This window comes from Pantoea sp. y20 (assembly GCF_054903455.1).
Genome location: NZ_JBUBNJ010000002.1, coordinates 157,602 through 172,559 on the forward strand (window position 1 = coordinate 157,602; position 14,958 = coordinate 172,559).

Sequence of the window (14,958 nt, forward strand, 5' to 3'; positions counted from 1 at the left end):
CAAAAGTGTCAGTTCTCAAACAACTTTGCAGGCATCACCATGGCTTCTTTAATTCGTCGCCTCAGGTGACACGAACAGGAAGCTGAGATTATGCATAAATTAAAAGACAAAGTTGCTCTGGTTACCGGAGGTTCAAAAGGTATCGGAGCAGGTATAGCCCGTCAGCTGGCAGCTGATGGCGCCAGGGTTATCGTCAATTACGTCTCAGATAGAGACGCTGCTGAAAAGGTTGTTGTCGATATTAAAGCCACCAAGGGTGAGGCTGTGGCAGTCGCAGCGGATGTCACCAGTCAGACTGAGGTCGAGGCACTAATTAATACCAGCATTGCTCTTTTCGGGCGGCTCGACATCGTGGTGAACAACGCCGGTGTTTACCAGTTCGCCAAAATTGAAGAGAGCACTGAAGCGCTGTACCGCAGGCAATTTGATATCAATGTGCTTGGACCCTTGTTAGTAAGCGCCGCGGCCGCACCGCACCTGGGTCACGGCAGCAGCATCATCAATATCAGTTCATTCGTCACCCGAGTCTTTATTGCTGAAAGTGCCATCTACAGCGGTGCTAAGGGGGCGATTGATGCCATTACCGGTGTGCTTTCACTTGAGCTCGGTCCCCGGGGAATTCGCGTGAATGCGGTCAATCCGGGCCTGATCGAAACGGAAGGAAGCCATAGCGCAGGCGCAATAGGCTCGGACTTCCAAACCTGGAATGAAGAGCAAACGCCGCTTGGCCGTGTAGGTCAGGTGGAGGACGTCGCCCCAATCGTCTCATTTCTCGCCTCCGATGAGGCCAGATGGATCACTGGGGAGATTATTTTGGCTTCCGGCGGCATGCGCTGATCGGAGCGGTGTTGCGCTTCCCGGAGGCGGCCTCACCTTCACTGATTGGTCAACTGCGCATTCTGCGATGACCACACATCCCTAACAGGGACCGTACCGTTCCATAAGGAGTGATCTATGTCGGCACATAGCATCCTGCAAGCCGAGCCACGCCGTTGGGCTATGTTTGTCATTTTATTGGTAGGTGCATTTTTGCCGCCGCTCGATTTTTTTATCGTTAATGTGGCACTGCCTGCTATTCATAATGAATTGAGCACATCTTCCTCAGCGGAACAGCTGGTCATTTCATCGTACGCCGCTGTGTATGCCGTGACATTAATCACCGGAGGTCGCCTGGGCGATATTTATGGTCGGGGAAAAATGTTCTTTCTTGGGCTGATAGGTTTTACCGCGGCATCATTGCTGTGTGGTTTTGCCTGGTCATCCTGGATACTGATTGCTGGACGCATATTACAGGGCGCCACGGCCGCCATTATGGCTCCTCAGGCGCTCGCCGCCGTGCAGGCCATTTTCCCCGAAGCGGAGCGACCCTTAGCGCTCAGTATATATGGAGCCGTGTTTGGTCTGGCCTCCGTTATTGGACAGGTTCTGGGCGGCATTCTGATATCAGCCGATCTCTTCCACCTTGGATGGCGGACAATTTTTCTCGTTAATCTGCCTGTGACGCTGCTGGTGATTCTCTTTGGCCTGCCACTGCTGCAAGAAAAACGGCCGCGAGCAGCTCAGCGACTTGACCCCGTTGGCACACTGCTGGCCACATTAACGCTGAGTACACTGATTGTGCCGCTAATAGAAGGGCGTGAGGCGGGGTGGCCCTGGTGGACGTGGCTGTTATTTTTTGCTTTCCCGCTGCTGGCCTCACTGTTATGGCGATATGAGCACCACCTCAGTCGCAAAGGGGGATCGCCACTGCTCAACCCGAGCGTATTACGTGCGCCAGGGCTGGGACAGGGACTTATGATTGTTTTATTGTTTTATTCAATCGGCGCGTTCTTTCTTCTGTTTTCTGTCTATCTGCAGAGTGCCTTACATTTAAATGCCTTGGTTTCAGGCACGCTTTTTCTACCCTTTGGTGTCGGCTTTCTCATTGGTCCGTTACTGACTCCGTACCTGAGGCAGTATGCCGGGAATTACCTTAGCGCCATCGGAATGGGATGTGAAACCGCAGGTTTGGCAGGTATGGCAGGATTGATCGCTACGACGATGCCCGGTCACTCTCCCGCGATGCTGCCGCTCGCCATGCTGCTTTTCCTGACTGGGCTGGGGCAAGGGCTGGCGATGCCAACTCTGGTGCGGATGGTGACAGGCCGGGTCGCGCCACAGTTTTCAGGTATGATTGCTGGCGTAACCAGCTCGACATTACAAATTAGCACAGCGCTAAGTGTCGCGGTTATCGGCGGCATTTTTTACAGCATGCTGGGGAACGGTAACAGCGTCGCAATCATTACCCATGCTTTTATCGTCGCGCTTCTGACGATGGCTATCTGTCTGGCTATAGGGGCAGGGTTAAGTATCAGGCTAATTCGGCGCTCCTTTGATCGCTCCATGACTGCGGATGGCTTATCTCAAAGATAACGCGACAGTTCTCAGCTGACGGTAAGCGCCATATAATTAGGCAGCAAGCTGAGAAATTTTTTTATTTTTAGTTTCCTGACAGGCTGTTCAGTTTCTGCAGTTAATATGCACAACGATAATTCTTCGTTTTGCACGTACTTCAGGCAGATTATTTATTTTATCGTATCAGGGATTCATTCGGTATTCATGAATGAATCGTGACATAAGAGTCGTCCGCTACTGGCACAATAAGGATATGCGCGCATGGCAATATCTTCTATGCTCAATGAGCAATGGGTGGATAGGTTGAACATCCTGAGCGCTGAGAGCATTTAATGTTGTAAATGCTGACATTTATTAACTCATCAACTTGTGATGAAATTATGAAAAAATCTATCGTCCCTGAGGAATTTCAACACTATTTCGATGATTGGCACTTTTCCCCCGTTATCGAAGCAGATGGCACAGTATATCTTTCCGGTGTTACCGCAGCACGAAGAGATAAACCTATAAGTAAGCATCCTGAAGAACAATTTCATGATGCCTTTTATAAGCTTGGCGTTTATTTAAATGCCGCTGGTTTAAACTATGAACACATACTTGAGATGACCACTTTTCACATTGACCTCAAAAAACATATCGACGTTTTTTCCAGAGTAAAAGATGAGTATGTAAAGGCGCCATATCCAGCTTGGTCAGCTATAGGCGTGTCAGAGTTCATTCCTGAAAATGCCCTTGTGGAAATGCGGATTGTAGCCAAAAGATAGTTTTAGGCGTGGGCCCTAAAATAATAGTTGTGTCGGTTTCTGGCATTAAGCGGACCGGTATGTCAGGTCCGCTATGAGCGAGAAGCGGACATCCGACTTTTCCATAAAAACCGTTAGCTTTCAGTTAATCAAACAAAAGAGGGCGGAAATTCTCCTAAACTTTCTTCCTCCCTTTTATGGAAAATTAATTATTTTTAAACGACTGGTCGTAGATAATGCAATTTCTACCTGCTCTCTTAGCTCTGTACAGGGCATCATCAGCTGCATTGATAGCAGAAGAAGATGAGTCATGTTTAAGCTTGGTTGCCACACCAATACTTAGCGTGATACCGAAACTTCCGTTGCATGCATCTGAAACCGAAGTTTTAATTTTTCTGATGATATCTTCTGCATTGATATTATCAAAGATAACGATGGCAAATTCTTCACCACCCGATCTTGCAATAAAAACATTCTCGCTTACAAGATTACTTAGCCTCAGCCCGGTATCTCTCAACACCCTGTCTCCAGCCTCATGACCATATGTGTCATTAATTTTTTTAAAGTGGTCAATATCAGCAATGCAGATAGTTCCTGACCGGTTCTCCAATCCTCTCAATATAACATTCAAATGTCTTCTGTTAGGCAACCCTGTTAATTCGTCTGTAAGTGAAAGATTAACCGCTGATTTATAATTATGGTTCACATAGGATATAAATTTTTCAAATAAAAAAATAATCATTAATATGGCTGGAATATAAATAATTGAAGCAATTAATGATGCTGTATCTCTTTCTATTAAACCCAGTCCGCCTGCCATTGAAGCCAGGGATGAGTTCAAAAGCAGAAACAAACTCACTCTAAAAACAAGCAAGTTCACCTCAGTAGATTGGATATTAAAAGATTTCCTGATAAACCATGCCATCACTGCTACAGTGCAAGAATTAATGAAGAAATAAAAGTTGATTTTTGAAGTGTCACCAACAGCAAAAGAGAGAACAATAATCAAGGTTGCCATAAAGCAAGTATAAGTGATCACCATCCTATAAAGAAGTCCTTTAGGAGATTCAACTTCATGTATGAGTTTGTCATGTATCTTGAAATTCATCACGCTATCCTGTTTTGGTCAGGTATAAATAGTACCACATAATTATTTATGGAGGTGATGGTTTGCGTGGCTGAGGTGACTAACCAGGTATGCTAATTTATTGTTTCAAATGAATAAAAAAGGCTTCCAACTCAATCCTGCTGATTTGCTTTCTATTTATGATTAGATACCTATGGTTTCAATATTGTTCAGGATATACCTGACCTGCTCTGAGACTATTAATGCAATGCAGGACTACCAGCGCCCATTTCTGGCACAAAGGGGACATGTTTAGAAATGAGGTCTGCAATGAGTGAAGAGGGAAAAATAACGCTTCAGGCTCCGTTCATACAGTCTAACCTTACTGACATATGCAGCATAAAAACTTGGCGGCTTTATACTCAGCGCCATAAGTCGGTGGATCTTTCCGTCAGCCCCGGTAACTTCCGCAACTGCGCGTGCGCGATTCCACCAGCGTCCTCAAGGCCGAAAACCCGCATACTGACGTCAAGTTCACCGGCAAATACTCCCAGCCGCTGCCTGTTTCTGCCGGCAAGGATAATATTCAGGCTGGCACTTTTAGCCTGGGCGGCGGTCATGTGTCCCGTGTATCCGGTGGCGCCATAAATCAGTAGTGTTTTCATGATTGAGGGTGCTGCCATTCTTTAAAGACAAATTCAAGGCTGTAGCCATCGGGGTCGAAAACGCCGGCGGCGTAGTAGCGGGGATCGTAGTGAAGCCGGGCGCCAGGTGCGCCATTGTCAGACGCGCCGGCACGCATGGCTGAAGCATAGGCTTCATTCACCATTGTTTGATTTCGCGCGACAAACCCGACATGTACAGCAGCTGGCGCAACAGTTCCTTCGCGTAGCCAGAAAAAGATCCGGCCCTGAGCACCGAACCCTTTCAAATCCGGATGGCCTGGCGGCCCCTCTTTTCCGTCATAATCATGACGAACCGTGATGCCGAGAGGAGCAAGCGCTTCCGTATAAAAACGGACAGAACGGTCTGTATCGCTGACCGTTAAAAACAGATGATCGAGCATAAAACCTCCGGAAGGATTCAGAATTGGTAGCCGCCGGCGACCTCGATGGATTGTGCGTTGATCCAGACGCTGTCATCAGAGACCAGGCCTGCGATTACCCGGCCGACATCATCCGGCTCCCCCACGCGTTCCAGCGCGGTCTGTGAGGCGAGCAGTTTCTCAAATTCTTCGTTCAGTCCTCCGCCCAGCGACGTACGGATTGCACCCGGAGAGACTGCGTTTGCCCGGATGCGCCGCGACCCGAACTCTTTGGCCATATAACGGGTCAGTACTTCAAGGCCGCCTTTAAAGGCCGCGTAGGGCGCAACACCTGTCGTGGCCACGCGAGTGGTGGCGCTGGTAACGTTGATGATGTGTCCTCCATCGCAAATCAGAGGCAGCAGCTTTTGGGTCAGGAAAAAAGGGTCCTTCAGGTGCACGGCAAAAAGAGTGTCGAACTCACTCTCCGTCACCGTTTCAATCGGGTTGAAGAGCCCAAACCCGGCGTTGTTTACCAGCACGTCAATGTGCTCACGTTCCCAGGTGATACTGACTATCTCAAGTAAGGCATCGCGGAAAGTGCCGAAGGTTTCGGTGCGAGCCACATCCAGATGCAGCGCAACGGCATGGCCGCCTGACGCTTCAATCTCCTTCACAACCCTCAGGGCAGATTCAGGATGGCTGTTATAAGTCACAATCACCCCCATCCCTTTAGCCGCGCACTGCTGCGCCACGCTGGCGCCAATTCCGCCACTGCCGCCGGTAATCAGTACAATTTTCAAGGTTTCATCCTTTCTGTCTGCGATAGGAAAAGGATAAAACCTCCGGGACAGCTCAGCCTCTGCGTTCCTGCTCGATTCTTGCCTTTTTCTGCTTTATGCTCGCTTTAATCATCATACTGAGGAGGCTAACCTTGGCACTGGAACCCCTGCTTGACGAGCTGCGCCTTCTGGCCGCTCATGCCCGAAACTGGCGAACCGAAACCGGTATACCGCGTGTGGCAATGGTGCAGGGGGACGTTCCCGCGCATGCTCTGGCTGCGGTCTATGAGCCGATGGTTAATCTCATACTGCGGGGAAGTAAATCCATGACGGTAGGTGACCGGATATTCCACTACAACCCTGCTTCTTACTTTGTCATGTCAGTAGATTTGCCAGCCGTAGGCGAAGTCCTTCCCGAGGCCACCGGTGCTCCTTATCTCGCGGTTAGTCTGACCCTGAAACCTGAGCGGATAGCGACGTTGTTGGCTGATTTACCTCCCGTGAAGGCTGATCCACAGTCGAGTGCTTTTTCCGTTGCTGCCGTCACGCCCGAGCTGCTGAATGCCTGGGTAAGAATGCTTCGCCTGATGAAGAGCCCTGAGGATATCCCGGCTCTCGCACCGGTATATGAACGTGAAATCCTATATTATGTTTTGAAAGGCCCACATGGCTGGATGCTGAGGGATATCGCTTCACCGGGAACCATGCTGGCGCGGATAGGTAATGCGATTCGCTGGATAAGACATAATTTTGCTGATGAATTTGTGGTTGAATCACTGGCCGCACAGGAAGCCATGAGCGTATCGGCTTTTCATCGTCATTTTAAGTCCGTGACAAACATGAGTCCGGTCCAGTATCAGAAGCGCGTCCGTCTTCTCCATGCCAGAACCAAATTACTGGCGCGCCAGCAGAGCGTCACGTCTGTTGCCATGGAGGTGGGTTATCGCAGCGTGCCTCAGTTTAATCGCGAGTACGCCCGTTTCTTTGGCCGCTCTCCTTTGAAAGACGTTGCAAGTCTAAGGTACGACGCTGATGGTGCAGAAAGCCCGCTGAATCACCACGTTTGATGCGGCAGTAAATTTTGCTGCCGTAACAAAGCAATAACTCACCACACGATATTTCACTTCGCGGGTAGCAGCCAGGCGAAACTAACAGGCCGTAATTCAGATGGGGTTCAATTTCGCAAAGTGTCGTCCGGCCATCTTACTCATCCTTTCTGACAGACGACTTCGATGTTATTACCGTCAGGGTCTAAGATATAAGCGGCGTAATAGTGAGAGTTGTAATGATGGCGAATTCCCGGTTCGCCATTGTCTCTACCGCCTACCTGTAGAGCGGCACGCCAGAATTCGTCGACTATGGCCCGTTCACTGGCAGCAAAAGCCAGATGCGTTGAAGCGCCTGTTATGTCTTTATCATGAAGCCAGAGCCTCGATGCAGGGAACGTATACCCGCTATGAGTAAGAAGCGTCAGTTCATGATGCTGACTTTTGCTATCAGCCCTCTGGATATTTCCTCTCTTTCATCAAGTGAAAAGGAAGTCTTCAGCCTAAAGCTATAGGGCTAAAGAGCATCTTATGCACCCGGATTATGATGGAGATACGGATGTTGTCTGACTGCCGGACGAGCCGGTAAGTACAGGTGAATTTATAGTCCCGGCAGAGGCTAAATTCTCTTCAAACCAACCCAGAAAATTCTGCAGCTTTGGCCTGCTCCGGTAGCCCAGCGGCATGACGAGATGATGTGCGCTGATGGTATGGCTGAACTGCTCAGGAAGGATCCTGACCAACGTGCCCTGACGCAGGAATTTCTCTGCCAGAAGCTCGCTTTCAAGCACCACACCGTGCCCCATCGCGGCGGCTTCCAGGCTCATATATGAGCGATCAAACCTGAAAAGCCAGGGCTGGGCGGGCTGGGCGATGTTATGTGCCCGGAACCACTCAGGCCAGCGTAGTAATGTATTTTCCGAATAGATAAGCCTGCGTGAGATCAAATCCTCTGGCGCACTAACGGGTGCGTGCGCAAGGTACTCCGGTGATGCCATGGGCAGAATGCGTTCATTTCTCACGGACCTGATATCGAAACCTTCCCATGACGGAAGACCATGTCGGATAGCGATATCCACTTCGCCGCGTCCGAAATCCACGTCCTCATACGAGCATGCCAGCGTAACTTCGGTGCCGGGGTACTGCTGCTGAAATGACTGAATGCGCGGTAAAAGCCACAGGTAGCCGAAGGTGGGTGAGCTGTGAATATGGATTTTCTTCACGCGGCCTGCGGCCTTCATCTCCGCGGTTGCCTGAATCAGCCCCTGTAGATGCACGCCAATGATCTCCAGGTAAGCTTCTCCCCTGGCGGTCAGTTTCACGCCGGCAGCGTGACGTTCGAACAGCTGGCACTCCAGGCTCTTTTCCAGCGTGGCTAGCTGATGGCTCGCGGCTGACGCGGAAATACCCAACGCTTCAGCCGCACGAACCACGTTTCCCGCCCGGGCAATATGCTCAAAAACCTGGAGACACTTCAGTGAAGGGATCTCCGCATAATTTCTCATTTTTCAAACCTTGTAACACCAGACTGACCCTATTTTATCAGCTTCAAAAAGGCGGTCACAGTCAATCCTCACTAAGTGGTTAACCATTTGTCGAGATCGCTCTCACAGTTCTGTATTTACACAGCAAGCGTAAATGGACATATGAATGGGGTTTATTGTTAAGTGGTAAACCATTAAGACAATACCACTCAAGGGAACTTCTGATGACAGAACTGAATCACAACCTTCACGGCCTTTCTGAACACGCTTATTCGATTCGCCGGCATGCCCTTCGTATGGGCGCCGTGCAGGGGCAGGGTTATATAGGGCAGGCACTGGGCATTGCCGATGCGCTCACGGTGGCCTATTTCCATGCCATGTCCTTCCGGGCGGAAGATCCTGAATGGGAAGGTCGTGACCGCTTTCTGCTTTCAATCGGTCATTACGCAATTGGCCTGTACGCCGCTCTCATCGAGGCAAAAATCATTCCTGAGCACGAGATCGAGAATTACGGTAGCGACAACAGCATTCTGCCAATGTCCGGCATGGCGGCCTATACCCCGGGGATGGAAATTACCGGCGGCTCGCTAGGGCATGGTTTGGGTATTGCTGTTGGCATGGCGCTGGGCCTTAAGAGAAAAGGGAACAATGCGGCGGTGTATAACCTGCTGTCGGACGGTGAGCTGAATGAAGGGTCGACGTGGGAGGCCGCGCTTTCCGCCAGCCACTGGAAGCTCAACAACCTGATCGCGCTGGTAGATGTTAACCGCCAACAGGCGGACGGAGACAGTCAGGAAGTTCTGGCCACCGAGCCGGTCGATAAAAAGTTTGAGGCGTTTGGCTGGTTTGCTCAGCGCGTGAACGGGCACGATTTGCAGGCACTTGTCAGTGCATTCGATGCGGCCCGGCATCACGCGGGCGATCAGCCACGCGTGATCATTCTCGATACGCTGATGGGCAAGGGAGTGCCTTTCCTGGAAGAGAGAGACAAAAATCACTTCATTCGCGTAGCTGATGCCGAGTGGCAGCAGGCACTTGATGTCCTGAAACGCCATATCTGAAAATCATCTCCGACTCAATGAGGCCACTATGACCACTAAAAAACTGACCACATCTGCCATGATTGCTTCAATTGCTGAAGAGGGGCAGGCAACCATTCCGGCTCCCTTTGGCCATGCCCTGGTCGAGCTCGCAAAAAAACACAATGATATCGTCGGCATGTCGGCAGACCTGGCGGCCTATACCGATTTGCACATTTTCTCGCGCGAGTTCCCGGAACGCTTTTATCAGATGGGTATGGCTGAGCAGCTGCTGATGAGCGCCGCTGCAGGGCTGGCCCGCGAGGGGGCTACGCCTTTTGTCACCACCTATGCCGTGTTCGCCGCACGACGAGCCTATGATTTCATCTGTATGGCTATCGCAGAGGAAAAGCTTAACGTCAAAATCATCTGTGCATTGCCGGGGCTCACAACGGGATATGGCCCCAGCCATCAAGCAACAGAGGACATTGCTATTTTTCGCGGCATGCCGAACATGACCATCATCGATCCATGCGATGCCATTGATATTCAGCAGGCTATTCCGGCCATATATGAACATGAAGGTCCTGTCTATATGCGCTTGCTGCGAGGAAAAGTGCCGGTCATTCTGGATCGGTTCCCTGACTACAGGTTCGAGGTCGGAAAAGCGAAGCTGCTGGCAGATGGCCACCAGGCGCTGATTATTTCGACTGGCCTGATGACCATGCGCGCCATTCAGGCCCGTGACCTGCTGGAAAAAGAAGGTATCAGCGTCGCGATACTGCACTCCCCAACCATCAAACCCCTGGATGAAGCAACTATTTGCCGTGAGGCGGAAAAACGTAACTGTCTGGTGATCACCGCAGAAAACCACACGGTGATTGGCGGACTGGGCGAAGCCGTAGCCTCCGCGCTGATGCGAAACGGAATATTCCGGCCATTCAGGCAGGTCGGGCTGCCGGATAGATTCCTGGATGCTGGCGCGCTGCCAACGCTTCATTACCGCTATGAGATATCCGCACGTTCACTTGCCTCCAACATTGCATCCTGGATTAAACAATAAAGCATGTCATCCACACGCCTCTGCGTGTGCAGGGGTGTGTGCGACTCTGTTTTAAAGCCTTGCCATTGAAAATATTCGAAAGATAAAGGGCTTATCATGATTGATAAATTAAAAAGGAAGAGTCAGTACAGATGGTTTGTGATAGCACTCATTTTTATACTCTTTATGGTTGCACAGGCAGACCGGGCAAACATCGGCTTCGCTATTCCTTTTATCCAGAAAGAATATGACCTGACCAATTCAGAGATAGGTCTCATCATCAGCCTGTTTTTTGCCGGTTACGGACTATGTCAGATCCCTGCGGGCTTTTTTGTTAAACGTAAAGGGATCCGGTTTTCCTATGCCGCCGGTATGCTGTTGACATCCGTCTTCACGTTTATGATGGGCAAAGTTGATTCTGTCTGGCACCTTAAAATTCTGCGCGCGCTGGTGGGCGTCAGCGAAGCTCCCGTCGTGATCAGCTCAACGGCCACCATCAACAACTGGTTTCCAACGAAAGAGAAGGGGACGGCCACGGGCATTTTTCTGGCCGGTTCAAAATTTGGCCCGTTAATGGTTCCGCCGATCTGTGCCTGGATTCTGATTCATTATGACTGGCGCCATATCTTTCTGTTCTTTTCAGTACCGGGAGTCATTCTGGCCCTGGTGTGGTATGTCCTGGTCAGGAATACCCCGGCAGAAAGCCGCTTTGTGAATCAGCAGGAGGCGAATTACATCGCGGAAGTCAGCCGTGATGAAGAAGGGAGCAAGCGACGTTTCAAAAGCCGGGCGTTCCGCTATGGCTTCATTGACCGCATGATCAGAACGACAAAGCTCACCCCACTCGACTCATCCCGGTCTATTTTCCGGTCATGGGATATTTACGGTGCAGCAATCGGTTACATGTGCATGGTGGGGATTGTTGACGGCGTGATTATGTCCTGGCTGCCAAAATATCTTCTGCAGGAACACAAGCTGTCCATCGTGGCTTCCGCGGCGCTTGCTGCCACGCCGTTCGCCGGAAACGTGATAGGGAATCTTTGCGGCGGTTGGATTTCGGATAATCTGCTGGCCAAGCGCCGCAAGCCGCTAATGATGTTCAGTGCAGTCTGCACGATTGTGATGACAGGCTTGATGACTATAGCGCCACAGAACCCCTACCTGCTGGGCCTGCTGCTGTTCTGCCTGGGCTTTCTGATAGCGCTGGGGTACTCAGCTTACTCAGTGTATGCCATGGCCCGGGCGTCCAGAGAGACTTATCCGGTCGCTTACGCCATTATTAACATGGGCGGGCAGCTGGGAGCGGTGTGTATGCCTTTGATCGTCGGAGTGTTACTGGATAACTATAGCTGGAATGCGGTATTCATCACGCTAGGTATCGCCGCGGCGCTGTGTCTTGTGGTGGTCTTTACCATTCGTGAGCCCCTACCCGCAGGTGCCGAACTGGAGTGACAAACAGCCAATGTAACCGGCGGCATGCAGCCGGTTGCATGATCACTGCATAAGCAGATTCATCAGCATATTTTCCCGCTCCCAGTGGGCGAAATGCGCCTCCATGGCTGCCCTGGCGGCATCAGGATCGCGGGCCGCAATGGCCTTAACAATATCTTTGTGATTGCTGTTAATGCGGGTTTCCGATTCGTTCAGACCTTTCATGATACTGCGTCGTTTTCTCAGCAAATCGGCAATGAAAGAAGCGATGCTCTGATAAAAAAGCATGATGACAGGATTGTGGGACATGCCAGCCAGTATTAGGTGAAACTGATAGTCTGCCTCAACCTTTTCATCAAAACCTTCAACCGTCACCATCAGATCGCTCAGGCGTTCGAGCTCGGCAATTTCTTGATCAGATGCATGCGTGGCCGCTTCCTCGGCCAGCATTTTCTCGAACATTTCCCGGGCGTCTTCGATGGTATCGAGCGAGATGTAGCCTAACTGTGAGGCAATATCAAAATAGAGGTTGGCAAATGACAGGCGAGGCATTCTGAGAAACGTTCCGCTTCCCTGATTACGCTCAATAAAACCAAAAAATTCCAAAGAGGAAAGGGCATTTCGGATAATGGATCGCTGAACCCCCATTTTTTCCGCCAGGACCCGTTCAGAAGGCAGTCTGTATATGCCATTTTTATCAATTGCAGCAGTCGCGAGTATCCGTTTGATCAGGGACTGACTTTCTTCGGGGATTCCGGTCATGTTTATCACATAAGATGATTACAGAGGGCGGGTGGGTTACCGAATATCCTAACGCCTGCATCAGGGGATGACAACATAAGAGGCGTGCCGGGCGGGGACAGAACAGCATTCTGAGCAAAAGTTACCTGTTCTCCCCGCAGGTAATGAAATCAGACCATTACCTGCCGGTTAGATGGTTTCAGGCGTTTCCGCCCGCTATTTTTTTCAGTGCCACGACTTCTGAATGCTCAATATACGGCGGGAGTTCGCTGAAGAGTTTAACGATATGGTCAGCATTCAGATGCTTTTGCAGTAGGTCAAGAGAAGACCATTCTTCGGTCCAGACAAAACGACGGGGATTCTTTGCGTCCTGGTTAAGTTGATAAGTAATGCAGCCTTCTTCACTCAGAGTTCTCGCAATGACGCTGCAAAACATTTCATGAACCTTATCTTCAAAGCCTTCCTTAACGGTAAATAATGCGACGACCGGTACAGTCATAGTGCCTCCTGAATAGTAACAATTGGTTTATTGAGCCTGATCAAACAGGTTATTCACGCCGCTCAGGGCAGACATGAAATCAAGATAGATGCGCGTCTTTGCACCGAATCGGATGTCATTGACAATCGTGAGAGAGCGCAATAATGGATAAAGCCTGAAGTCCGATTCATTGATCTCTTCCCGGTACTCCAGGAGAGTCTCGAGTTCACCGAGCTGGCATTCCCTTTGCCTTTCAGGAATCTCTCGCCATACTGCCCATCAACGTAGTGAACGATATCCATACTTTCAGCCATGAAGGTGCCGTCGTCCTTCTCAAGGATGGGAGCAATCTTTTTACCAACCATGCTGGTGGGCGTTTCAGCTTCAGGCATTGCGCGCAGTTCAAAAGGAATTTTCTTTATCCCAAAAATCATGCGGGCCCGCACGTAGAATGGACAATGCTCGTAAATATGTAATTTCATCAAGCAACCTCCTTGTAGATTTTAGATTACTCACAAGTAACATTACTATTGAGTAATGTTACTTGTGAGTAATCTTGGTGTCCACACATAATCCTTTATTTTACTTAGCTGTTAGAGAGTGATTACACTAGATGCGTTGCTCATCCAGTTTACTTATCGGAGCCCTGCTTTGTCACATCGCGTTACCCAGCCTCAGAACAGTCCGCAGCCTACCAGAGGCGAAGTAACCCGCCAGCGCCTGCTGGAGCATGCCTGCCGCGAATTCGCCAGACTGGGATTTCACAGCACTAAAGTGAGCAATATCGTCAAAGCCAGCGGGCTGAGCCAACCCACGTTTTACATCTATTTTGACAGCAAAGAAGCCGCATATGAGGAGCTCGTTCATGAGTTTCGCCGCAGACTCAGGATCATCACGAAAGATTTGCTGATCCAAAAGCCCATCGGCGGAGAAGCCTTGGTCAAAAGTCTCCAGTTCAGCTTTATCAGTTTCCTGAGTTTTCTCGCAGAAGATCCGGATCTGACAGAAATTGGTCTGTTCCAGCCGCCGGGCTGCACAGAAACTAAAGCCTCGCTCGCCGTATGGATCGCGGACAACATTGCACAGGAGCAGGAGCTGGGGGTATTCAGCAAGGACGTCGATGCGCTGACGGTCGCGCGATGCTTCGTCGGGATGATCGATCAGGCTGCCAGGGTTTCCCGGGATGAAATGACTTTGGAAGAGCTGGCAATGGGCTGTGCGCGTGTGCTGTGTAAGGGCATAGGGCATTGAGTCGGGTTTTACACCCTTAATCGAAAAAGTGGCGGCAAAAAACTAAAACTCAGACATCTGTCCTTGTAATGACTCTGATAGAGCCTGCACCTCCACGTCTGCAAAAAATTTAACCATTTCTACCGCATCAACGAGGGTAAATCCCCGTTGCGTGCTGTCTGTGGTCTCGTTAAGCGCCTCACTCGCATAAAGGGTATAGCATTATCCCGTCTCTTTTTACTGCATGGTTAACTTGCCTGACAGCACTTAGGCTGCATCGGCATGGGTGGGTATGCCGGGGTAATTCCGTGTGGGGTGGGAGGGGCATACGCATGACGGAAAGCTGTGGCCTGCCCGAAGGATAGTGCTAATAAGGCTGCCCGCTCCATGCTTTATTGCTCTGAAGTACGAGTACGTGCTGCAGGTAAACCTGCTGCGGTTTTTTTTAGCGTGTTCATCCTTCATACACTCCCCTTAA

General features: G+C 50.3%; 17 protein-coding genes and 1 pseudogene. 8 read left to right on the forward strand and 10 right to left on the reverse strand.

The features are described 5' to 3' along the window. Positions 1-90: 90 nt before the first annotated feature. From ACYAC5_RS20510 to ACYAC5_RS20520, 3 genes are all read left to right on the forward strand, one after another. Positions 91-837, forward strand: coding sequence for an SDR family NAD(P)-dependent oxidoreductase (locus ACYAC5_RS20510; RefSeq protein ID WP_217547626.1), 747 nt, complete (start codon positions 91-93; stop codon positions 835-837). Between the two features lie 117 nt (positions 838-954). After that, a complete protein-coding gene (locus ACYAC5_RS20515; protein ID WP_277975111.1) occupies positions 955-2,412 on the forward strand; it encodes an MFS transporter in 1,458 nt (485 codons plus the stop codon). Positions 2,413-2,774: 362 nt separating this feature from the next. Further along, entirely contained in the window at positions 2,775-3,158 is a 384-nt protein-coding gene (locus tag ACYAC5_RS20520; RefSeq protein WP_101761070.1) for a Rid family hydrolase, read from the forward strand. Positions 3,159-3,342: 184 nt separating this feature from the next. Here ACYAC5_RS20520 and ACYAC5_RS20525 read toward each other — a convergent pair whose 3' ends face one another. The 4 genes from ACYAC5_RS20525 to ACYAC5_RS20540 all read right to left on the reverse strand — a co-directional run bounded on the left by ACYAC5_RS20525 (position 3,343) and on the right by ACYAC5_RS20540 (position 6,030). Continuing rightward, positions 3,343-4,245: a GGDEF domain-containing protein gene (locus tag ACYAC5_RS20525; protein ID WP_280173255.1), complete on the reverse strand. Its 903-nt coding sequence runs from the start codon at positions 4,243-4,245 to the stop codon at positions 3,343-3,345. Positions 4,246-4,625: 380 nt separating this feature from the next. Further along, complete coding sequence (locus tag ACYAC5_RS20530; RefSeq protein WP_462063295.1) at positions 4,626-4,868, reverse strand: hypothetical protein; 243 nt, start codon at positions 4,866-4,868, stop codon at positions 4,626-4,628. Next, the gene (locus ACYAC5_RS20535) at positions 4,865-5,269 is read right to left on the reverse strand and encodes a VOC family protein (RefSeq protein ID WP_280173254.1); all 405 of its coding nucleotides are present in this window, start codon (positions 5,267-5,269) and stop codon (positions 4,865-4,867) included. Before ACYAC5_RS20535 ends, ACYAC5_RS20530 begins: the two co-directional genes overlap by 4 nt. Positions 5,270-5,286: 17 nt before the next feature. Beyond that, a complete protein-coding gene (locus ACYAC5_RS20540) occupies positions 5,287-6,030 on the reverse strand; it encodes an SDR family NAD(P)-dependent oxidoreductase (protein WP_462063297.1) in 744 nt (247 codons plus the stop codon). Positions 6,031-6,125: 95 nt separating this feature from the next. Between ACYAC5_RS20540 and ACYAC5_RS20545 the strand changes: the two genes are divergently transcribed. Further along, positions 6,126-7,076, forward strand: coding sequence for an AraC family transcriptional regulator (locus ACYAC5_RS20545; protein WP_309837291.1), 951 nt, complete (start codon positions 6,126-6,128; stop codon positions 7,074-7,076). Between the two features lie 140 nt (positions 7,077-7,216). Here the strand turns inward: ACYAC5_RS20545 and ACYAC5_RS20550 are convergent, their stop codons facing one another. Together ACYAC5_RS20550 and ACYAC5_RS20555 are read right to left on the reverse strand one after the other, a co-directional pair. After that, the gene (locus ACYAC5_RS20550) at positions 7,217-7,519 is read right to left on the reverse strand and encodes a VOC family protein (RefSeq protein ID WP_192413504.1); all 303 of its coding nucleotides are present in this window, start codon (positions 7,517-7,519) and stop codon (positions 7,217-7,219) included. Positions 7,520-7,597: 78 nt separating this feature from the next. Beyond that, on the reverse strand, positions 7,598-8,560 hold the full coding sequence (locus tag ACYAC5_RS20555) for a LysR substrate-binding domain-containing protein (protein ID WP_309837293.1): 963 nt from the start codon (positions 8,558-8,560) through the stop codon (positions 7,598-7,600). A 203-nt stretch (positions 8,561-8,763) separates the two neighbouring features. Between ACYAC5_RS20555 and ACYAC5_RS20560 the strand changes: the two genes are divergently transcribed. The 3 genes from ACYAC5_RS20560 (at position 8,764) to ACYAC5_RS20570 (ending at position 12,052) form a co-directional block, all read left to right on the forward strand. After that, positions 8,764-9,600 (forward strand): transketolase, encoded by an 837-nt coding sequence (locus ACYAC5_RS20560; RefSeq protein WP_192235548.1) that lies wholly within the window; start codon positions 8,764-8,766, stop codon positions 9,598-9,600. Between the two features lie 28 nt (positions 9,601-9,628). Next, positions 9,629-10,621: a transketolase family protein gene (locus ACYAC5_RS20565; protein WP_462063300.1), complete on the forward strand. Its 993-nt coding sequence runs from the start codon at positions 9,629-9,631 to the stop codon at positions 10,619-10,621. Between the two features lie 96 nt (positions 10,622-10,717). Further along, positions 10,718-12,052 carry an MFS transporter gene (locus tag ACYAC5_RS20570; RefSeq protein WP_462063302.1) on the forward strand — a complete coding sequence of 445 codons (1,335 nt, stop codon included), beginning with the start codon at positions 10,718-10,720 and terminating at the stop codon, positions 12,050-12,052. Between the two features lie 42 nt (positions 12,053-12,094). Here the strand turns inward: ACYAC5_RS20570 and ACYAC5_RS20575 are convergent, their stop codons facing one another. The 4 genes and pseudogenes from ACYAC5_RS20575 to ACYAC5_RS20590 form a co-directional block, all read right to left on the reverse strand. Then, positions 12,095-12,793, reverse strand: coding sequence for a FadR/GntR family transcriptional regulator (locus ACYAC5_RS20575; protein ID WP_462063303.1), 699 nt, complete (start codon positions 12,791-12,793; stop codon positions 12,095-12,097). Positions 12,794-12,971: 178 nt separating this feature from the next. After that, a complete protein-coding gene (locus ACYAC5_RS20580) occupies positions 12,972-13,271 on the reverse strand; it encodes a putative quinol monooxygenase (protein ID WP_192413349.1) in 300 nt (99 codons plus the stop codon). Positions 13,272-13,298: 27 nt separating this feature from the next. Then, a complete protein-coding gene (locus ACYAC5_RS20585; RefSeq protein WP_309837885.1) occupies positions 13,299-13,511 on the reverse strand; it encodes a hypothetical protein in 213 nt (70 codons plus the stop codon). Beyond that, a pseudogene (locus tag ACYAC5_RS20590) lies at positions 13,490-13,732 on the reverse strand (glutathione S-transferase N-terminal domain-containing protein); the annotation flags it as partial. The pseudogene ACYAC5_RS20590 and the gene ACYAC5_RS20585, both read right to left, overlap by 22 nt. Positions 13,733-13,901: 169 nt before the next feature. Between ACYAC5_RS20590 and ACYAC5_RS20595 the strand changes: the two are divergent. Next, positions 13,902-14,501, forward strand: coding sequence for a TetR/AcrR family transcriptional regulator (locus ACYAC5_RS20595; RefSeq protein ID WP_462063306.1), 600 nt, complete (start codon positions 13,902-13,904; stop codon positions 14,499-14,501). The last annotated feature ends 457 nt before the right edge of the window (positions 14,502-14,958 follow it).